Source organism: Pseudomonas sp. NMI760_13 (genome assembly GCF_021283245.1).
GTDB lineage: Bacteria > Pseudomonadota > Gammaproteobacteria > Pseudomonadales > Pseudomonadaceae > Aquipseudomonas > Aquipseudomonas peradeniyensis.
Window position 1 is genome coordinate 60,425 of the sequence record NZ_JAJSRC010000003.1, and the last position, 14,496, is coordinate 74,920.

Annotated in this window: 22 protein-coding genes; 4 read left to right on the forward strand and 18 right to left on the reverse strand. The window is 54.8% G+C overall.

What is annotated here, in order from left to right; translation table 11 throughout:
- Nucleotides 1–61: 61 nt before the first annotated feature.
- The 4 genes from LU671_RS03710 to LU671_RS03725 all read right to left on the reverse strand — a co-directional run bounded on the left by LU671_RS03710 (nucleotide 62) and on the right by LU671_RS03725 (nucleotide 2,327).
- On the reverse strand, nucleotides 62–475 hold the full coding sequence (locus tag LU671_RS03710) for a hypothetical protein (RefSeq protein WP_038405153.1): 414 nt from the start codon (nucleotides 473–475) through the stop codon (nucleotides 62–64).
- 384 nt (nucleotides 476–859) lie between these two features.
- Nucleotides 860–1,324: a hypothetical protein gene (locus tag LU671_RS03715; protein WP_010792618.1), complete on the reverse strand. Its 465-nt coding sequence runs from the start codon at nucleotides 1,322–1,324 to the stop codon at nucleotides 860–862.
- An 8-nt stretch (nucleotides 1,325–1,332) separates the two neighbouring features.
- Nucleotides 1,333–1,695, reverse strand: coding sequence for a hypothetical protein (locus LU671_RS03720; RefSeq protein ID WP_010792619.1), 363 nt, complete (start codon nucleotides 1,693–1,695; stop codon nucleotides 1,333–1,335).
- Nucleotides 1,692–2,327, reverse strand: coding sequence for a hypothetical protein (locus LU671_RS03725; RefSeq protein ID WP_010792620.1), 636 nt, complete (start codon nucleotides 2,325–2,327; stop codon nucleotides 1,692–1,694). Before LU671_RS03725 ends, LU671_RS03720 begins: the two co-directional genes overlap by 4 nt.
- A 188-nt stretch (nucleotides 2,328–2,515) precedes the next feature.
- Here LU671_RS03725 and LU671_RS03730 point away from each other — a divergent pair, with 188 nt between their 5' ends.
- Complete coding sequence (locus tag LU671_RS03730; RefSeq protein WP_010792621.1) at nucleotides 2,516–2,794, forward strand: hypothetical protein; 279 nt, start codon at nucleotides 2,516–2,518, stop codon at nucleotides 2,792–2,794.
- Here the strand turns inward: LU671_RS03730 and LU671_RS03735 are convergent.
- On the reverse strand, nucleotides 2,791–3,123 hold the full coding sequence (locus tag LU671_RS03735) for a hypothetical protein (protein ID WP_021018441.1): 333 nt from the start codon (nucleotides 3,121–3,123) through the stop codon (nucleotides 2,791–2,793). The two genes, LU671_RS03730 and LU671_RS03735, sit on opposite strands and share 4 nt — an antisense overlap.
- Nucleotides 3,120–3,518 (reverse strand): hypothetical protein, encoded by a 399-nt coding sequence (locus LU671_RS03740; RefSeq protein WP_019484869.1) that lies wholly within the window; start codon nucleotides 3,516–3,518, stop codon nucleotides 3,120–3,122. The genes LU671_RS03735 and LU671_RS03740 overlap by 4 nt, the downstream gene beginning before the upstream one ends.
- Before the next feature lie 787 nt (nucleotides 3,519–4,305).
- On the opposite strand from LU671_RS03740, the gene LU671_RS03745 reads away from it, so the two are divergent.
- On the forward strand, nucleotides 4,306–4,476 hold the full coding sequence (locus LU671_RS03745) for a hypothetical protein (protein ID WP_153274580.1): 171 nt from the start codon (nucleotides 4,306–4,308) through the stop codon (nucleotides 4,474–4,476).
- Nucleotides 4,477–5,480: 1,004 nt separating this feature from the next.
- Here LU671_RS03745 and LU671_RS03750 read toward each other — a convergent pair.
- On the reverse strand, nucleotides 5,481–6,668 hold the full coding sequence (locus LU671_RS03750) for a hypothetical protein (protein ID WP_010792625.1): 1,188 nt from the start codon (nucleotides 6,666–6,668) through the stop codon (nucleotides 5,481–5,483).
- A gap of 38 nt (nucleotides 6,669–6,706) precedes the next feature.
- On the opposite strand from LU671_RS03750, the gene LU671_RS03755 reads away from it, so the two are divergent.
- Nucleotides 6,707–7,066 carry a histone-like nucleoid-structuring protein, MvaT/MvaU family gene (locus tag LU671_RS03755; RefSeq protein WP_010792626.1) on the forward strand — a complete coding sequence of 120 codons (360 nt, stop codon included), beginning with the start codon at nucleotides 6,707–6,709 and terminating at the stop codon, nucleotides 7,064–7,066.
- A gap of 47 nt (nucleotides 7,067–7,113) precedes the next feature.
- On the opposite strand, the gene LU671_RS03760 is transcribed toward LU671_RS03755, so the two are convergent.
- Nucleotides 7,114–7,605: a hypothetical protein gene (locus LU671_RS03760; protein ID WP_170831737.1), complete on the reverse strand. Its 492-nt coding sequence runs from the start codon at nucleotides 7,603–7,605 to the stop codon at nucleotides 7,114–7,116.
- A 100-nt stretch (nucleotides 7,606–7,705) separates the two neighbouring features.
- On the opposite strand from LU671_RS03760, the gene csrA reads away from it, so the two are divergent.
- On the forward strand, nucleotides 7,706–7,882 hold the full coding sequence (csrA, locus tag LU671_RS03765) for a carbon storage regulator CsrA (protein WP_010792690.1): 177 nt from the start codon (nucleotides 7,706–7,708) through the stop codon (nucleotides 7,880–7,882).
- A gap of 940 nt (nucleotides 7,883–8,822) precedes the next feature.
- On the opposite strand, the gene LU671_RS03770 is transcribed toward csrA, so the two are convergent.
- The 10 genes from LU671_RS03770 to LU671_RS03810 all read right to left on the reverse strand — a co-directional run bounded on the left by LU671_RS03770 (nucleotide 8,823) and on the right by LU671_RS03810 (nucleotide 14,076).
- Entirely contained in the window at nucleotides 8,823–9,269 is a 447-nt protein-coding gene (locus LU671_RS03770) for a hypothetical protein (RefSeq protein WP_010792692.1), read from the reverse strand.
- Complete coding sequence (locus LU671_RS03775; RefSeq protein WP_010792693.1) at nucleotides 9,266–9,970, reverse strand: hypothetical protein; 705 nt, start codon at nucleotides 9,968–9,970, stop codon at nucleotides 9,266–9,268. The genes LU671_RS03770 and LU671_RS03775 overlap by 4 nt, the downstream gene beginning before the upstream one ends.
- A 6-nt stretch (nucleotides 9,971–9,976) precedes the next feature.
- Nucleotides 9,977–10,222 (reverse strand): hypothetical protein, encoded by a 246-nt coding sequence (locus tag LU671_RS03780; RefSeq protein WP_010792694.1) that lies wholly within the window; start codon nucleotides 10,220–10,222, stop codon nucleotides 9,977–9,979.
- Between the two features lie 45 nt (nucleotides 10,223–10,267).
- Nucleotides 10,268–11,188, reverse strand: a complete 921-nt coding sequence (rdgC, locus tag LU671_RS03785; RefSeq protein WP_010792695.1) for a recombination-associated protein RdgC — start codon at nucleotides 11,186–11,188, stop codon at nucleotides 10,268–10,270.
- Nucleotides 11,189–11,300: 112 nt separating this feature from the next.
- Nucleotides 11,301–11,528 (reverse strand): hypothetical protein, encoded by a 228-nt coding sequence (locus LU671_RS03790; RefSeq protein ID WP_010792696.1) that lies wholly within the window; start codon nucleotides 11,526–11,528, stop codon nucleotides 11,301–11,303.
- Between the two features lie 12 nt (nucleotides 11,529–11,540).
- Nucleotides 11,541–12,227 (reverse strand): hypothetical protein, encoded by a 687-nt coding sequence (locus LU671_RS03795; protein WP_010792697.1) that lies wholly within the window; start codon nucleotides 12,225–12,227, stop codon nucleotides 11,541–11,543.
- A gap of 11 nt (nucleotides 12,228–12,238) precedes the next feature.
- On the reverse strand, nucleotides 12,239–12,448 hold the full coding sequence (locus LU671_RS03800; RefSeq protein ID WP_010792698.1) for a hypothetical protein: 210 nt from the start codon (nucleotides 12,446–12,448) through the stop codon (nucleotides 12,239–12,241).
- 52 nt (nucleotides 12,449–12,500) lie between these two features.
- Nucleotides 12,501–12,911 carry a helix-turn-helix transcriptional regulator gene (locus LU671_RS29640; RefSeq protein ID WP_010792699.1) on the reverse strand — a complete coding sequence of 137 codons (411 nt, stop codon included), beginning with the start codon at nucleotides 12,909–12,911 and terminating at the stop codon, nucleotides 12,501–12,503.
- Nucleotides 12,908–13,363: a hypothetical protein gene (locus LU671_RS03805; RefSeq protein ID WP_019437999.1), complete on the reverse strand. Its 456-nt coding sequence runs from the start codon at nucleotides 13,361–13,363 to the stop codon at nucleotides 12,908–12,910. The genes LU671_RS29640 and LU671_RS03805 overlap by 4 nt, the downstream gene beginning before the upstream one ends.
- Complete coding sequence (locus LU671_RS03810; protein ID WP_010792700.1) at nucleotides 13,360–14,076, reverse strand: hypothetical protein; 717 nt, start codon at nucleotides 14,074–14,076, stop codon at nucleotides 13,360–13,362. The genes LU671_RS03805 and LU671_RS03810 overlap by 4 nt, the downstream gene beginning before the upstream one ends.
- Between the last annotated feature and the right edge of the window lie 420 nt (nucleotides 14,077–14,496).

The following is a 14,496-nucleotide window of genomic DNA, read 5'->3' on the forward strand; positions in this document are numbered from 1 at the left end:
GCAGGGCCTAGCGGCTTGGGCTTTGATGTCCCCGCTTCCAAACCGATATGGAGGGTTGAACTTATCGGCGGCTGGATGGATTCCGTTGCATGAACTCGGGAAGGGTGACGCCTGAGAACGCTTCCTCATCGAGGAGCGGGAAATCGTCTATTCGCTTCCGGATGTGCTCGCCCCAACGATTTATCGCGGCCATCTGCTTTGGAGTGAGCATCCAGAAACGGTGGAGGTGCGTTTGCATCTGCTCCAGGAACTCGCGTCGATCCTTATTCGTGTGCTGAACCGCCTCCACAAGCCAGTGGTTGAGGCCAATGCAGCGTTTGACGTTGATTGGGCTCAGGACCGATTTGTTGGCCGCCGCGTTACGCATAGCGCCGCCGATCTGCTTGCGGAGATCATCTTCGATCTCTCCGCTTTGTTTGTACTCGTCGTGAGCCAGCTTCAACACCTTCGATACAGCGAACTTGAAGCCGTTCATTGCTTCACATCGGAGGCGAACGTATTGCACTACCTCGTCTATGGGCGGGAGAGGAGGGCGTTGTGGGCTAGAGGTTGGTGAACTTCCAGCCCCTATCTCTGGAGCTGGACTTGCCGGTGTTGGGGCCGATTCGTTGTGCTGCGCTGGTTCGTCAGCCACAACCAGTAGGGCCAGGCGCGATACATCAAGCAGCCGCTCTTCCGGCTGCCCCAGATGCTTCTTAGCGCAGCTGGGGCCAGCGAAAGCTTCGGTACCGACCTCATCGGTGATGACGATGCCCTTTTCACTGTGCAATGGCCGACGACAAAAAGTGCAAATGGCCAGGGGAGGGAGGAAGTCTCTACGCAAATAGCTCCAAGTCATCTCGATTCCCTCCCGTTTAGGTCAGCGCTGCATTTTGAGCAAGACGGTCCATTTGCCGTCTATGACCATTGGCTTGGTCTTGTTGGGCTGCAGCCGAACAGTGTCAGACAAGGCGGTGTTCGTCAGCTTGACCTCCTGATTGGTCCCGCACTTGAGTTTTGCGCCGTCATTGATGGCGCTGAGAGCGGAAACCATCCCCAACACCTCGATCGGCTGTTCAGTTCCTTCGATCGGAAGCGAACGCAGCTTCAGCACCAGTCCCGTCTTGTATTCACCATCACGGCAGATTTCGCGCTTCGTCGCCGGGTCGACAAATGCAGCGTGGTAGCGATGAGAATCACGGATGTCCAGCTCGTGAGCTTGGCCGTCGAACGGCACAATGAACACCTCCGGCTCATTGGTACCCACGATGACAGAGACTTGAGCTTGGCTTGCCTCGGCACTGCCAGCAATTACAAGAAGCAAGGGGAGAAGTCGCTTGATCACTGAGGTCCTCACAGTTTTTCAGCAAAGGTGCGGGTGATGAGACGCCAGGCCGCTTGTTCCATGAACGAGTCATGGTCCAGCTGGTCTTTGGGGGTTGCTTTCAGGTCTTCGGCTGAGACCACCAATACTTCCACCTGGGCAGGTCCCCAGCTGGTAATTGGTGCCAACCCATAGCCATCCTTCAGGATGTTGTAGAGGAATTCCTCCTTGCCTACCGGGTACTCGATGCGGATGAAGCTTGGGTGCAAACTCTCGTAGTAGCCCAGGATGTACTCCAGAAGCTCATTGGCAGTCAGTTTGCTGAACGGGCAAGCCAGTGCTTTACCTTCAAATTGCAGAACCGACTTTGTCGCCGCAGCGAGTTGGGTCATAGGGCCTCCGCAGACACAGTCACCCGAATCGGATCAACTGTCCCGAAGTCATACCGAACGACCTCACCACTCTCGCCGGCAAACCGAATATTCAAGCGATCCAACCGGATCAGTGGATTGGTGCTGCTGTTCAGGTCAGCCTGCGGTACGTACATCCGATCCACCCCGAGGCAGAAGCTGATCGTGTTGTCCGAGATCTGAGGGCTTGCAGCACGGATGAAGAATCCTTCGGGGTAATGGAAAAGTTCGCCTGTTTTCACCAGCCCATTTGTGTCGACACCCAGCAGCCAAGACCGCTCCTTCTGAAAGTCTTTCATGACTACCTGATGCCCATTGTTCGAAGGCAGAACGAAGTCCAGGTCCTGACCGTGGCTCGAATCCGAGCCGCTATGGAGATTCACTTTCAGCCGGAAGCCAGTCATTTGCTTCAGCCCGGTCGGTTGATACGGCTCCCCATCCCGCCAAAATTTGGGGCACTGATCCGAAGGACCATCAGTACGCTCGACAACCTGGACAGTCCCGGAGTGAGCCTTCGATTCGTAACTGTAGGAGGTCTCTTGCAACTCCTTGTTAGCGCAACCCGACAAGGCTACGGCCAGAGCAGCGAGAGGAACGAGCGTGATGATTCGCATAGTGGTCCTTTTCGAGTGCCAGGGCGGAATTGCCCGCTCCTGGATTGTTGGTTTCCGAAACCAGAACGATTTTAACGATCCAGCATATGGATTCACGCCAAAACGCGGGCTTGAAATCCAGGCTTGCTGATTGGCTTGAATGCGGCTGACGGGCTGTCAGAGTCGGAGTTTTCCGTAGAGGAGGGGACATGAGCACTCCGCAAGAAATGGCCTGGCTCACGACGATTTCTGTGCCCACGGTGCAAGCTGGAGAGAAGTATGTGCGCCTTACAGGACTACCCGATAACCGTAGGAAGGACGCTTGGAAGACGATCACGAGTAACCATCCTGGGTTAGCGGATCTCCTTCGGTCACCTGAGCTAAAGGAAGTCGTCGCGTTCTTCGACGCAGACATTTACGTCGATGCGGAGGTGGTGCCTGCTTTGCCGGCGGAGCCACTCAAAGGGCGAAAGCAGGCCGTACCCTAAAACGGTCTTGCCAACTCATCCTTGAGCGCGTTGAAGCGAGCTCGACGTTCTTCAGGGGTCAGTGAAGCCTCCTCCCCATCTTCATTGGGTATGAGATTTCCTATATCGAGCTGAGCTGTAGGCGCGGGAACGTCAGGGAGTGACACCTCTGGAGGACTCTCCCCGAATTGCTTCATCAGCAATTGTATCGCGGCATGTAAGTCCTTCTGTCCTTCGAGACTTTGGCAACCTGCGAGTTGATGACAGAGGTTGTCGATGGATTGCCTGATTTCATCTGGCGATGGCATCTCACTCTGCAGCCATTGCTGAGCTTGACCTAGAGCGTTCATTGGGGCGACACCTGGCTGGGCCGGGCAAGCATTGCTCGGATGTTCTGAATTGCCTTGGCTTTCTCCTCCATGGTCAAAGGTGGAGTTGGTTGAACGTCAGGACAAAGCGGGGACAGATCTATCACCGAGGCCGTCGTCACGGCCGCTTTGTCGGTTTGGGCACCCTGGTGCTCTTCCGGTGCTTGGTACAGATCGAACATTTCACCGCCAGCGTCCACGTACCCTTCAATCAGTGCCTCGAGAGCTGTTCGACCGTCCTGCGGGTCGATCGACTTATCCTTCTGGGTTTTCTTGACCAGCCTCAAATGAGCGTCCTGGATTTCCTCGAGAGTTCGTGGAGCAGAAAGCCAGGTCTTTGCCCGGCTGGTGAGGGAGTTCTGGCTGTTGTTGGGCATGTGGTTCACCTCCTGAATTGGTAGGTGGATTCCCTCATGATGCTGCTTGTGCCAGAACCCTCAAGACAAAGGAAATATAAGGAAAAAGGAAGAATATAGGAGAGACTCGTAAATCCCTTTAGAAACAAGGGGTTGAGCGAAGAATCGTGAGGCAAACCTGCCTAGAATCATGAGCCAATCCTCACTATGCTTGGTCGGCCTCAAGAGAATCGTGGACCAAACCTTCACTGTATAGAATCGAATCGTGGAGCAGACCTGACTATGCCATCCCGAAACGTGGAGGAAACCTGAGTAGCCGAGCGGCTTTATCGACCCTAGCCCTGTAGATAAGTACCCCATAAAACCCCTGAGTGGAGCAAACCTCAGTACAACCGTGGAGTGAACCTGACTACTGGATAAACCGGTTAGGACGGATTATCCCGGTTGAGCGGATCAGGAATCGATCGCTGGAGCAGTGGGGATCGTGGAGTAAACCTCAGTATCTTTCGGTGGGCCCCCACGCTGGGAAATTTATCCGGTTGGTTACTGCATACGTGATGCTGCCGAGAAAGAAGGGGAATCGTGGGCGAAACCTGAGTAGTAGGAGCCTTCATTAGCGCAGGGTATCGAGCTACATACCCGGTACTGGACCGTGGGGTAAGCCTCGGCGCCGCCGGCGGAAGGGGTAAAGGGCATGACTCAAATCGTGGACGAAGGCTGAGTGTATGCCGGAGGCTGACCGGGACCTGAATCATGGACGGAAGCTTCGTGCGCACCGTTGGCCGGGCCGCGGGCCCAGATCCAGATCATGGGCGAAGCCTCGGTGCTGGCGGCGGCCGAGATACAGGTCATGGTCCAGATCGTGGACGAAGCCGCGGTGTACGCCGGGGGCTGGTTGCGGGCCGGGGCCAGAATCATGGACGGAGCCTTCGTGTGCGACGTTGGCCTGGCGCGGGTCCAGGCCAATATCGTGGGGTGAACCTCAGTGTGTCCCGGGGCTGGCCCGTAAGGCTGACCAAACATCAATCGTGGACTAAACCTCAGTGCTCGATGAGTCCGGAAGTGATGGTGGATCAAAACCAGGAGTGGGAGAAAGGAGGAATCATGTTCCAAACCTCAATAGGGATGCACTAAGGTTTGGCTACCAACTAACGTGGCCAGTCATTCGACCTGGCTCAGAACCCATCGACCAGTCGGTAATGTGTTTGAGACCGGCAAGCGTCGAACCTGGAGCCATAACAACCGGTCTGACTGACCCTATCCCAATGTTGACGAGGTGAAGTACCGAGCCCAATCGCTCGAGCAATTTGCGTATGCCTCGGGTACCGATCCTGCGTCGTGAGCTTCTCCAGTCCGTCTCTGATAATGCGCGATCATTGCACATGCTCAGGATTGCATATCGGGCCTGCTCCAAGACCATCTTGGCCTCAGGGACCTCTAGGCACATTTCATACACCGCAACCCGACAAGCAGTGTCGAGGCAAAGCCATCCCGCTTCATTGAACAGCCGCTCTGAGGTACAAGTCGGATGAGTAGGAGACATTTCCTTATGGCTCCATTCCCCTTCCATGGAATTGAACTGTGGTGTTGCGTAGAGGGCGGACGGCCATTCACTGTCCACGCGGCCATATACGTAGCCTGGTCCGGTGTACTGGACAACTGTGTAGTAGTCCTGAATACGCTCGATCAGTAGGGCTGTCGCCCTACGGACATGGTCTGCAGTGACCTCGTCCACCAATCCAAACTGAGCGCGAATCTTCTTGCGGTTTAAAGGTGCTAGTGCCCCACATTCACGAGCACTAGCAATTGTTTGTGCGGGGGATGGCGCGGCCGACATCTACTTACCTCCTGAGCGATAGGCAGATTGTCTAAGAGAAGAATTGGTGCCAGAAGGTCGTTCCCAGGGGAAGAAACGTGGACTAAACCTGAGTAGTGGAAGGTCCAGCGGAGGTGCCGGCAGGTGAGCTGCCGGCAGACGACAGGTCAACGCGCCCGCTTTGCCATCAACTGGATTTCTCGACGAGCTTCCGCTTGGTGCCCTTTGATGATAGTGGAAACAAACTCATTAGTAGGCCAGAGTTTGTAGGTATAGTCTTTTGCTCCTTTCCCTTTTGATTTGGCAATTTTGGTGTGTTCGTAACGCTGGATAGCCTTCTCTTTAACTAACTGCTCCAACGCAATGTTCATTGCGCGAAAGTCTTCCGGCATGCGGTTTGAAAGTCCTCGGGCCGTGTTAGATAAGAAATCTACCAGTGAAAAAGTATACGGATGGCTTGGAGATGCGTTTCGCCATTTGAAGGAAAGCATCCTGTATAGGACACGAGCAATGCCATTCGTAAGCCCCATGGATGTTGTGTATTGATAAAGCCGGTAATCACCATTTGCGATGCTTCTTGAAATAAGCGGGTGAAGAACAGCTTTGCAAAGCACTGAACTCTCAGGGTCGTCATCCGGAGAGGGCTGCACGTATGCGGAGCTTCTTTTATTTCTACTACGAATAGCTAGGAAAGGAAGGTAGGTCGATTTAATGTCAATCACCTCGCCATCCGCCGTCCGAGTCTGGATAGTAAGAGGAGCTTCGCTGAGGATTTCTAAGGCTTCCCGGAGCTCTGCGTACGTATAAGTATGCTTCTGCGACTGAAGCTCTTTCTGTAGTTCATAAAGAGTAAATTGAACAGAGCACTCAGCCTCGTTAAATTTGGCATTGCCTTGAGTTGAAAATTTGCGAAGTGCCTCTTCAACGAACTCCTCACGAGCGCCGGGGAAAACACCAACATCTTCTACTTGCTTAGATAGCTTGCCATCCACCTTGAGCCGTTTCTGCATTGGAACGGCTTTAAGAATTACACGAAACGGCTCCCCGTTAATCGTACCTTCCTTAACAATAGTCATTTCGGCGACTGAACGTACAGTCTTCCCAGACCATGCGAACCGTGGAAGCGCATCGTAAATGCTCACCAGATTTCCCAGATCGTTATCATCAAGAGTGATCTGGTATGCCGAGAACAAGGGCAGGGTTGATGATGCCGCAGGCTCCTGGATTCTTTTTCCAGTAGCTTTGCTTCTGATGCTATTCAAACGGGCTACGACTCCCGTTTCTTTCCTCGAGAGGGATTGCGAATTACAATCGAGGCCTGTGAGCAAGTCGTTCTGTGATTCGATTACATCCATAGCGGCATGCCATTTACTACAACAGGAAGGGGTACAAAATGGTTTCGAAAGTCCAGCAGGTTGCAGCGATTGAAGCTCAGATCCAGGATCTTCAAAAGCAACGAGAAGAGATCATCAACAGCCCTGGATACCAATCCGAGGCCGAGTTCAACGGCAAGCTGAATGAGCTCCTTGGCTCCTACGGAAAAGGCTTGAAGGACGTCATCGCCATTCTTGATCCAGACCGGCGAGCGCCAGAGAAAGTCGATCGCAAAGGTGCTCGTCGTGCTCGCACGCTGAAGCGCTTCAAGAATCCTCACACCGGGGAAGTGGTTGAAACCAAAGGTGGTAACCACAAAACCCTGAAGGAGTGGAAGGAGAAGTGGGGCGCCGATACTGTCAAGGGCTGGGCACAGTAAGCTGCCAGTGACCGAGGGGCCAATTGAGGCCCCTTTTTCATTTCCCTTCACGGCGTTGCTCGATCGATCAGCGTCAGCACCCTGAAGGTGCAATCTGATACGCCTTCCGGTGCACTTAATGCGAGATCAACCGCTTTTTTGAACTCGACAGCATGGGAGCGCTGTGTGTCCAGCATGCGCGAGATGTCGATGTACTGATCCGCCGTTATCTCGTCCTTAGGAGAGCAAATGTGATAGCCCCCTTCGATGGTGACGTCCGACAGCCTTTTCGCCGCCGTGGAGATGTCGAACTTGGCGGGGGCCTTCAGAAAATCCTCCTGAATTGAAGCCTTCACGATCTCATCGCTCGACTCTGTGGAGGTGGTTACCGGCAACGCGCCTGGCGTTGTGTGGCTGTACTGAATCGCACCAATCGTAGCCGCGATAGAGGCTGCGAAACTCACGATGAGTATCAGTCGTTTGTGGGGGATTACCTGCTTCACATGCTGATCCGGCAAATGATGACTGGCCGAGATTAACCAGTGGGCGGACGATTCCAAGTCAAAACGCAGTCCTGAAATCCGCCCCCCCTCTTTGCTGGTACCAGGACTATTCAGTCGTTAAGGTGAGTCATGGATCAACCACCAAAGAAGGTGCCCTATGCTCATCCTGACCCGTACCGTCGGCGAGACCATCAACATCGGTGATGACATCACTGTAACCGTGGTGGCTAACAATCAAGGTCACATTCGCTTGGGGATCAATGCCCCGAAAGATGTGCCAGTCCATCGCGAAGAGATCTATCAGCGTATCCAGGAAGAAAATGTTGCTCGGTAATCTGATGCGTTCTTCTCTCATCATCTGGGCAGCTCTGGTGTCTGGGTGCGCCGCGGGTTGGATTCAGAGCCCGAGCTCAACCACACGTAACCTGGTCGAGGACCTCAAATTAGAGGGGTTCGTCTGCAAGGCGAAGTGGTCAGCGATAGAGTGCCGCCAGGAAACGCCATACGTGAAGAAGGCCCCCAAGATATGCACATCGGAAAAAGGGTGTGTAGAGCAGCCGGGTGAGCTGATTACCAACGTCTACTTGATCGAACAAGACGCCTATGGCATCCCAGCCGTAAGGCAGTGGGTGGAATCTGAGCCCTCACCAAATTGAAGAAATACGACAAAAAAGCCCGGCTCACTGCCGGGCTTTTTCCATCATGCAAGACGCCAAATCAGCGATACGGGTATCTGAGGAGAGGTGTTCCTCGTGCCACCGGCCATGCTCATCACATACGGCCCGAATGATCGAGAGCCTAAGCGGCGCACCCTCCGGCTGCATCGTGATTGTGAGTGCTCGGGGGCCAACCATCTGATCAGTATCAGGGGCCAGGCGAAAGCTGATTCGCAACGAATCTGCTGTGTCCCCGGCAAGGATGGTTCCGCGGTAATACCGACCCAGTTGCTTTGACAGGATGTTGAATAGCGGTACCGCGACTGTCGTTTTCCAGTCAGCTGCAGCACGATGCTCTCGATCAAGGTTGTCCCTTCGATGACGAGCAAGGCTTAGCCGGGTTTCCAGCCGACCACCTGAACGACGGGTGGATGATTCCAACCGTCGAATCTGGGTGTCGAGCTGAAGTGCATGTGACTGACGGCGCTCAACGCTATCGTTATAGCGATGAAGGAGTGCAGAGACTTTCAATTTCCCCTCGCAGCCGCGCGGATAGGAGGCGCGACAGTAAATGTGCGGACCCGTCAAAATGATCAAGTACGCATCGATTTTAAGTTGCTATTTGTCGGCAGTATTCACCGCCTTGTTGATGTAGGCGGTCAGCCCTGGCAGGTCCTCCGACATTGCATACACATCACGGTTAAGCCCCTTCATGTTGAACCGACCGTAGACTTTGCCGCCGGCGGGCATTTTGAGTGGGTTGGTCAGTGTGGCCATAGCCGTCACCTTGACCTTCTGTGGTTCCTTTTCCAGAACACATTCGCCAGCTTTCTCCAGGGCCGTGGCGGAGGCTTGGAAGTAGGACTGGAACGCATTCTGTCCGCCACCCTTCATCGCAAGCGTGCTCCCTTCGTAAAGCAGGAAAAGCGACTCCGGAGATTTGCAGAGAATAGCCTCTACACGCAGTTCCGAAGAAACCGGGTTCTTGAACTCAAGCAGATCCGCCGCGCCGGCTGCCATGGGACTAAGAGTCAAAAGTGCGGCAAAGGCCGCGCGCATGTTCATAGGAAATCGAATCCGCTGGTGGGTAGAAATGGGACGATGCAACCGCTGTGGCAGCGGTAGACGGTTGGGGAATAGCCAAGCTGCTTCGCTTGCTCAGCAGCTGAAAATGGACTGTTGGTATGCTCCAGCTCCAGGAGTTCTACTGAGTTTTCGGTTTGATGCCAGAGCTTGAAGTAGACCGAGCCACGCTGATCGTCCTTCGTGCTGCTATCCATCAGCATGACGAGGGCACACCGAGGGAAGCGCTCGATGGGAGCTGACATAGCGTAGGCAGCTGAGAAGTTCTGGACTGTCTCGATCCACGGGTAGGTGACCTCGCCGAAAGCGATATCGATCAGATCCTGTGCCGTGCAGTCCCAAGGCAAGTAGAAGTAGGTGATCTCACAGTCGTCGTGCGGCGTGGCGGACGGTTTGCATGCCATGAATTTGGCACCCACCATCACAGGAAAAACCGGCATGTCGGTGACACCCCTTGCCAGAGGTTTGAACCAAATAATCGAGGATTGATTACCACGCTCAAGCCTCAGTTCGAGCATGTCCGGTTCTGCCTCTTTCCACTCGGTGACATCGATACCGGTGAAATTGAATAAGACCTTCAGTCCTTGAACCACCTGGTTCCAGGCGATGATTTCCGTGCGACCTTTGGAAATGATCTCAAGCGCAGGCCGAGCGCACAGGTTTCTGGTGACGTCTTGAGTCATGGACTCTTAATCCTCATCGTTGGTAAGGGCCCGCTTTGCCACTAGAGCAGAGACCGGGTCCTTGGTAGCGCTTTCGATGTCAGCCAGTGCCTTACGCAGATCCCTGATGCGAGACTCGTCGAGGTCAGAACGCTGATCACCTGCTGCGGTATGGGCAGCTAGCAGAAGGTCCAGTACCTGCTCCATCGCTAGGGTGTCAGGTAGCTCGTCGGTACCGAGATGGTTCATTGCGAACTGCTTGGGGCTGAACATTCAGTGCTCCTGGAAAAATGCCCATCGATCGATGGGCATTCTAGGTTAGACGCCTTGCGGAACCTCGATACCGCCTAGTGCCTCGAAGAGTGCTGGTAGGAACTCGGCGAAAGTCAGCATCATCAAGGTGAAGCTGGCATCAAATTGGGCTAAGGCATCCTCGCCGCCGTCTTGTTCTGCTTGATCCTGCAGGAGATCTTCAAACCGGAGACGCTTGATAGCCATCTTGTCGTCAAGGATGAAAGACAGCTTATCCGACCAGGCCAGCGCCAGCTGGGTGACCAACTTTCCCGCGGACAGGTGAAGTTGGATTTCCTCGCTGGTCAAATCCTGAGCTTTGCATTTGACCGAGCCACCGTCTTCATGGGTATCTCGAAGCTCGCAGTCACTCAGGACATGGAAGTCACCGGCTGCCTTCTGAGTTTTAACCCAGTCAGTGAGGGTAGCGCTTGGGGCGACCTTGACGCTGACCGGGCGCACCGGGAGGGACCCGAGGACCTCGCGGAGTGTGGAAAGGAGGTCCTCCGCCTTTTTTGCGCTGGAGGTATCAACCAGGATCAGCCCCAGACTTGGAGCAATTGCCGCGAACGTGGTGGAGCGGCGCACAAACGCGCGTGGCAAGAAAGCCTGGATGATGTCGTCCTTCAGCTGATCACGTTCCTTCTTGTAGACCTTCCGGCACTGCGCAGTCTCGATTTCCTCGACCTTCTCTTTGACCGCATCGTTTACCACGCTGCCGGGAAGGATGCGTTCTTCCTTCTTCGCCGCTACCAGGAAAAAGCCCTGACTCGCGTGCACGAGCGGCGCATCAGGCCCTTTTCCCAGAGGGGCGGTAAAGCCGTAGGTAGTGAGTTCCTGATTCTCACAGGGGCGAGCAGGCTTGCCTTTCAATGCCTGTTCGAGAACCTCCGCGGTGAGTTGCAGGTCCTGGGTAAGGGAGTACGCAAGCAGATGCTTAAACCACATGGGGTTGCCTCATTATCAGGGGAGGCAGCCAGAGTAACGATGGCACTGATCAGTTCAACTCAACCAACGTGGCTGGAATTCTCATCAGTGCCGCCACGTAGCCATCGACAGGCTAAATTTTGGCCGCGTCGAGTTTCGCTTCTGCAAGGGAGGGGTGCCGATCGACTCTTCCTGATAAATGCTTCAGGACCCAATGAGGTCGGTTAAGCCCGCCGCCATTTTCCTTGAGAGCAGCCTTGTCGACGTAGTAGATGGTGGCTACACACGGGCCATCCTTTGTCACGTGGTAGCTTTTCTTTCCATTGATCACTCGATCAGTCATGAAAGTGATGCGAGCCATGTGAACTCCCGGTCAGGTAAGAAGGGTCAAGTCAGCGAGTACACCATTTGCGGCTTGCGGGCCGATGGCCTGTGACAGCCACTGCACCCGCTCGAATACCGTACGGTTGCAGATAGTGGCTCCGGTCTGACCGACCAGGCCCAGGATCACATCAGTCAAAAGGCTATCGATGTCGACATCATCATTTCGTGTCGCCAACTGAGCTTTCTGATACTCATCAATGGTGGCCTGGCTCCAGATCAACGACAGAGGTCGATTGTCCTCGAGCATTACCCAAAGAGAGACCTCGCGAATCATCGCTTTGCCGAAACTGCTTACTGCATGATTCGTGGCCATCTCGAGCTCACCGAGAATGTCCAGCGCAGCGTCGGGGCCCCGATGGGTCAGCACCCAACTGATCTGGCTCAACACCCCCTCATTGAGGGAGCTAGTTACCGACCGCTCGAGCTGGGTATGGATCGTCTCGTCCAGCCGGTCGGCATCGACCTGCAGACCAAAGAAGGACGGATCACTGCCGTGCTCAGCGCAGCTGAGCAAGGTCTCAGCGACACCCAGTTCCCGGGTACTGACTTCGTTGACCTTGATGGAAAAGTCAGCCAGAAATTGCATCAAGGCATGGTGAATCAGGTCACCAGGCACCTTTTGGTCCCCCAGGACGTCAACCGTAAACGTCGAACTGGTGGTTTTTGCCAGTGTCATCTCGGTGTCCTTCAGTGCACGGTGATGGTGGTGGAGGTGGAGGTAAGTTCGTTGTTGATTTGGATTGCTTCGAAGCGCATGCCGAACTTGGCCTCTGGGTCTTCGATCGCCTGGACCAGGTAGCCAGTCATGTGTGTCCGCGCGAAGTCCATCATGGCCACTGCAATATCGGTGCTGGCGTATTGAACGGTTGGGCCATTTGGGGTGCTGAGGGTGATCATGCTCTTGAATTCCTATTCGCTGTACCGCTGGCGGAGTGCCTTTGGGTTGTGCTCATTTTGTCGCGATGCGGGCGTGCCAGAAGGGGGCCTGTAACTGCAGCGAAAGGCCGATGAGCGCAATCGGTAACCAGGTGGGAGGAGTTTTGCTCTCCCAGGTTCGGACCGTTCGGACGTGAACACCTAGGTGACATGCCAGCTCGGCCTGCTCGAGGTTCAAGTAACCGCGGGCTGAAATGAGGTCCTCGGCAGTGAGCGCCGACACTGCGCTGCGAAGCACCAGGGTTGTAGGAATCCCCAGGCAGGCCAGGTGTAGCCAGTTGGGTTGGTTCCCTTTCTCCCAGTCGATTACGGTGGTTCGATGAACCCCCAGAATCTCGGCTACCTGTTGCTGGCTCAGCCGAAACGCCTCACGGAGTGCAGCCAGGTCTATAGGCGTTACTAACGGGCGACTCGGAGTGCTCATGCTGCAGCCCTCAAGCTCTGGCCAGGGAACTTGCGTAGGTACTCAACCAGGTCTGAAGGTCTTGCAGCATCATTCAGCGGCATGAACCAAACCCGCCGTACTCGTATTGCTGGATCGAATAGACCATCCGGCCCGGGAGGCATATCAGCAGAGGGTGGGGCTACCCTGAGCATCACCTTCAGGGTTGGAGATCCCTTGCATTCAAATATTCCGATTGAGAGCCCAACGTCTGGAATGTAAGCGCCGGAACGTGGCTCGTAGTAGTTCTGGACTACAGCCAACCCATCTTGAAAAGCCGAATGGAGACGGAATCCGAAATCAAGGAGTTGACCTGCAACCTCCTCGGCCGCGATCGCGACCAGACCGGCGGTTACTCCGCCATACTTCAGATCTGGGTGACCACTCCCCAAGAGATGCTGGATCACCTGGTGATTGACAGTGGATGTGGTCATTTCGATACCTCGAAGTTCTTGAGGATCGACTCCACAGCTCGAATGACTGCTTTGCTGATCAGTCGAGCGTCTCCGCCAGCGATACGGCCCTCTCGCTGGATGCGCTTGATCCTTTTGGCGACGAATGCCTGCTGTGCTTCCTCATCGTCGGCCTTCAGTCCTGGTGTTCTCGGCAGATCCATAAGCTTGAACGACCAGGTCGAATCAAGCTTTCGTCCTTCGAAGATCGAGATCTGGAAGGTTGAGCCATCCAACACCACCTGGGCCTTGAAGGTATCGTCCGCGGCAACCCTTGCCGATGTCAGATGCAGCTTCTTCTGCTCCAAGTAGGATGCGAGCCGACCCGTGAGTACGTCTTTCACATACTCCGGGGCGCGTTCCGGCAGCCGGGAAATTGGGGCATAGCGGAAACCCGGCCGACGGAGACCTTGTCGTCCATCCTCGCTTTCATAGAGTTCAGTGTGTCCGGTACGGATTGCGAAATCGATCAGACTTCGCCAGGTCGTGATCCCCTGGGAGAGCACGCGGTCGTCAACCACCATGTCACCAAGTTCTGCGCCGGCGCTGCGTTTACTTGGCGCTTGGACCTGGTCGTCCTCTTCAGCGCGAACCAGCGCTGGAGATCTGCTGTTGATGGAAACGTGAGTAGGTAGCTGAAAGCTGAAATCCAGGGCCATCTGTGGGGCCCGGACAATAGAGCGTGTGTTTTTCATGCTGGTGCACTCCTCTGAAGATGGCTCCATTGGAAGTGCAGGTTTCGAGTGGCAGAAGCGGCGTGCCTCAAAAATCTACGAATTCTTGGTACGCCGCCCAGGGAGTGTCATTCGATCAGAGGTGGATTTCGGAGTGGACGGTTGTGATCCGACCACGCGAACGCATATACGGCAGCCAGACACGCACAATGCCAAGCAGGTTCGTCAAGACGAAGCAAAGGTTGAGTAGGAGAATCCCGTAAGCGCCTACGATTAGGCCGTAGCTGCACAAGGCCAGGCTTGAGATCAAAAACAACCACCATCCCCAAGGGGATAAGCGAACGTTACTAGCGATCAACGCCGCCCCGGTGATTCCGCAAATCGTACCCACCCACTCGAAGATTTCGTTCATGGCTTCATGCTTGTCTGCAGTTGATTGAC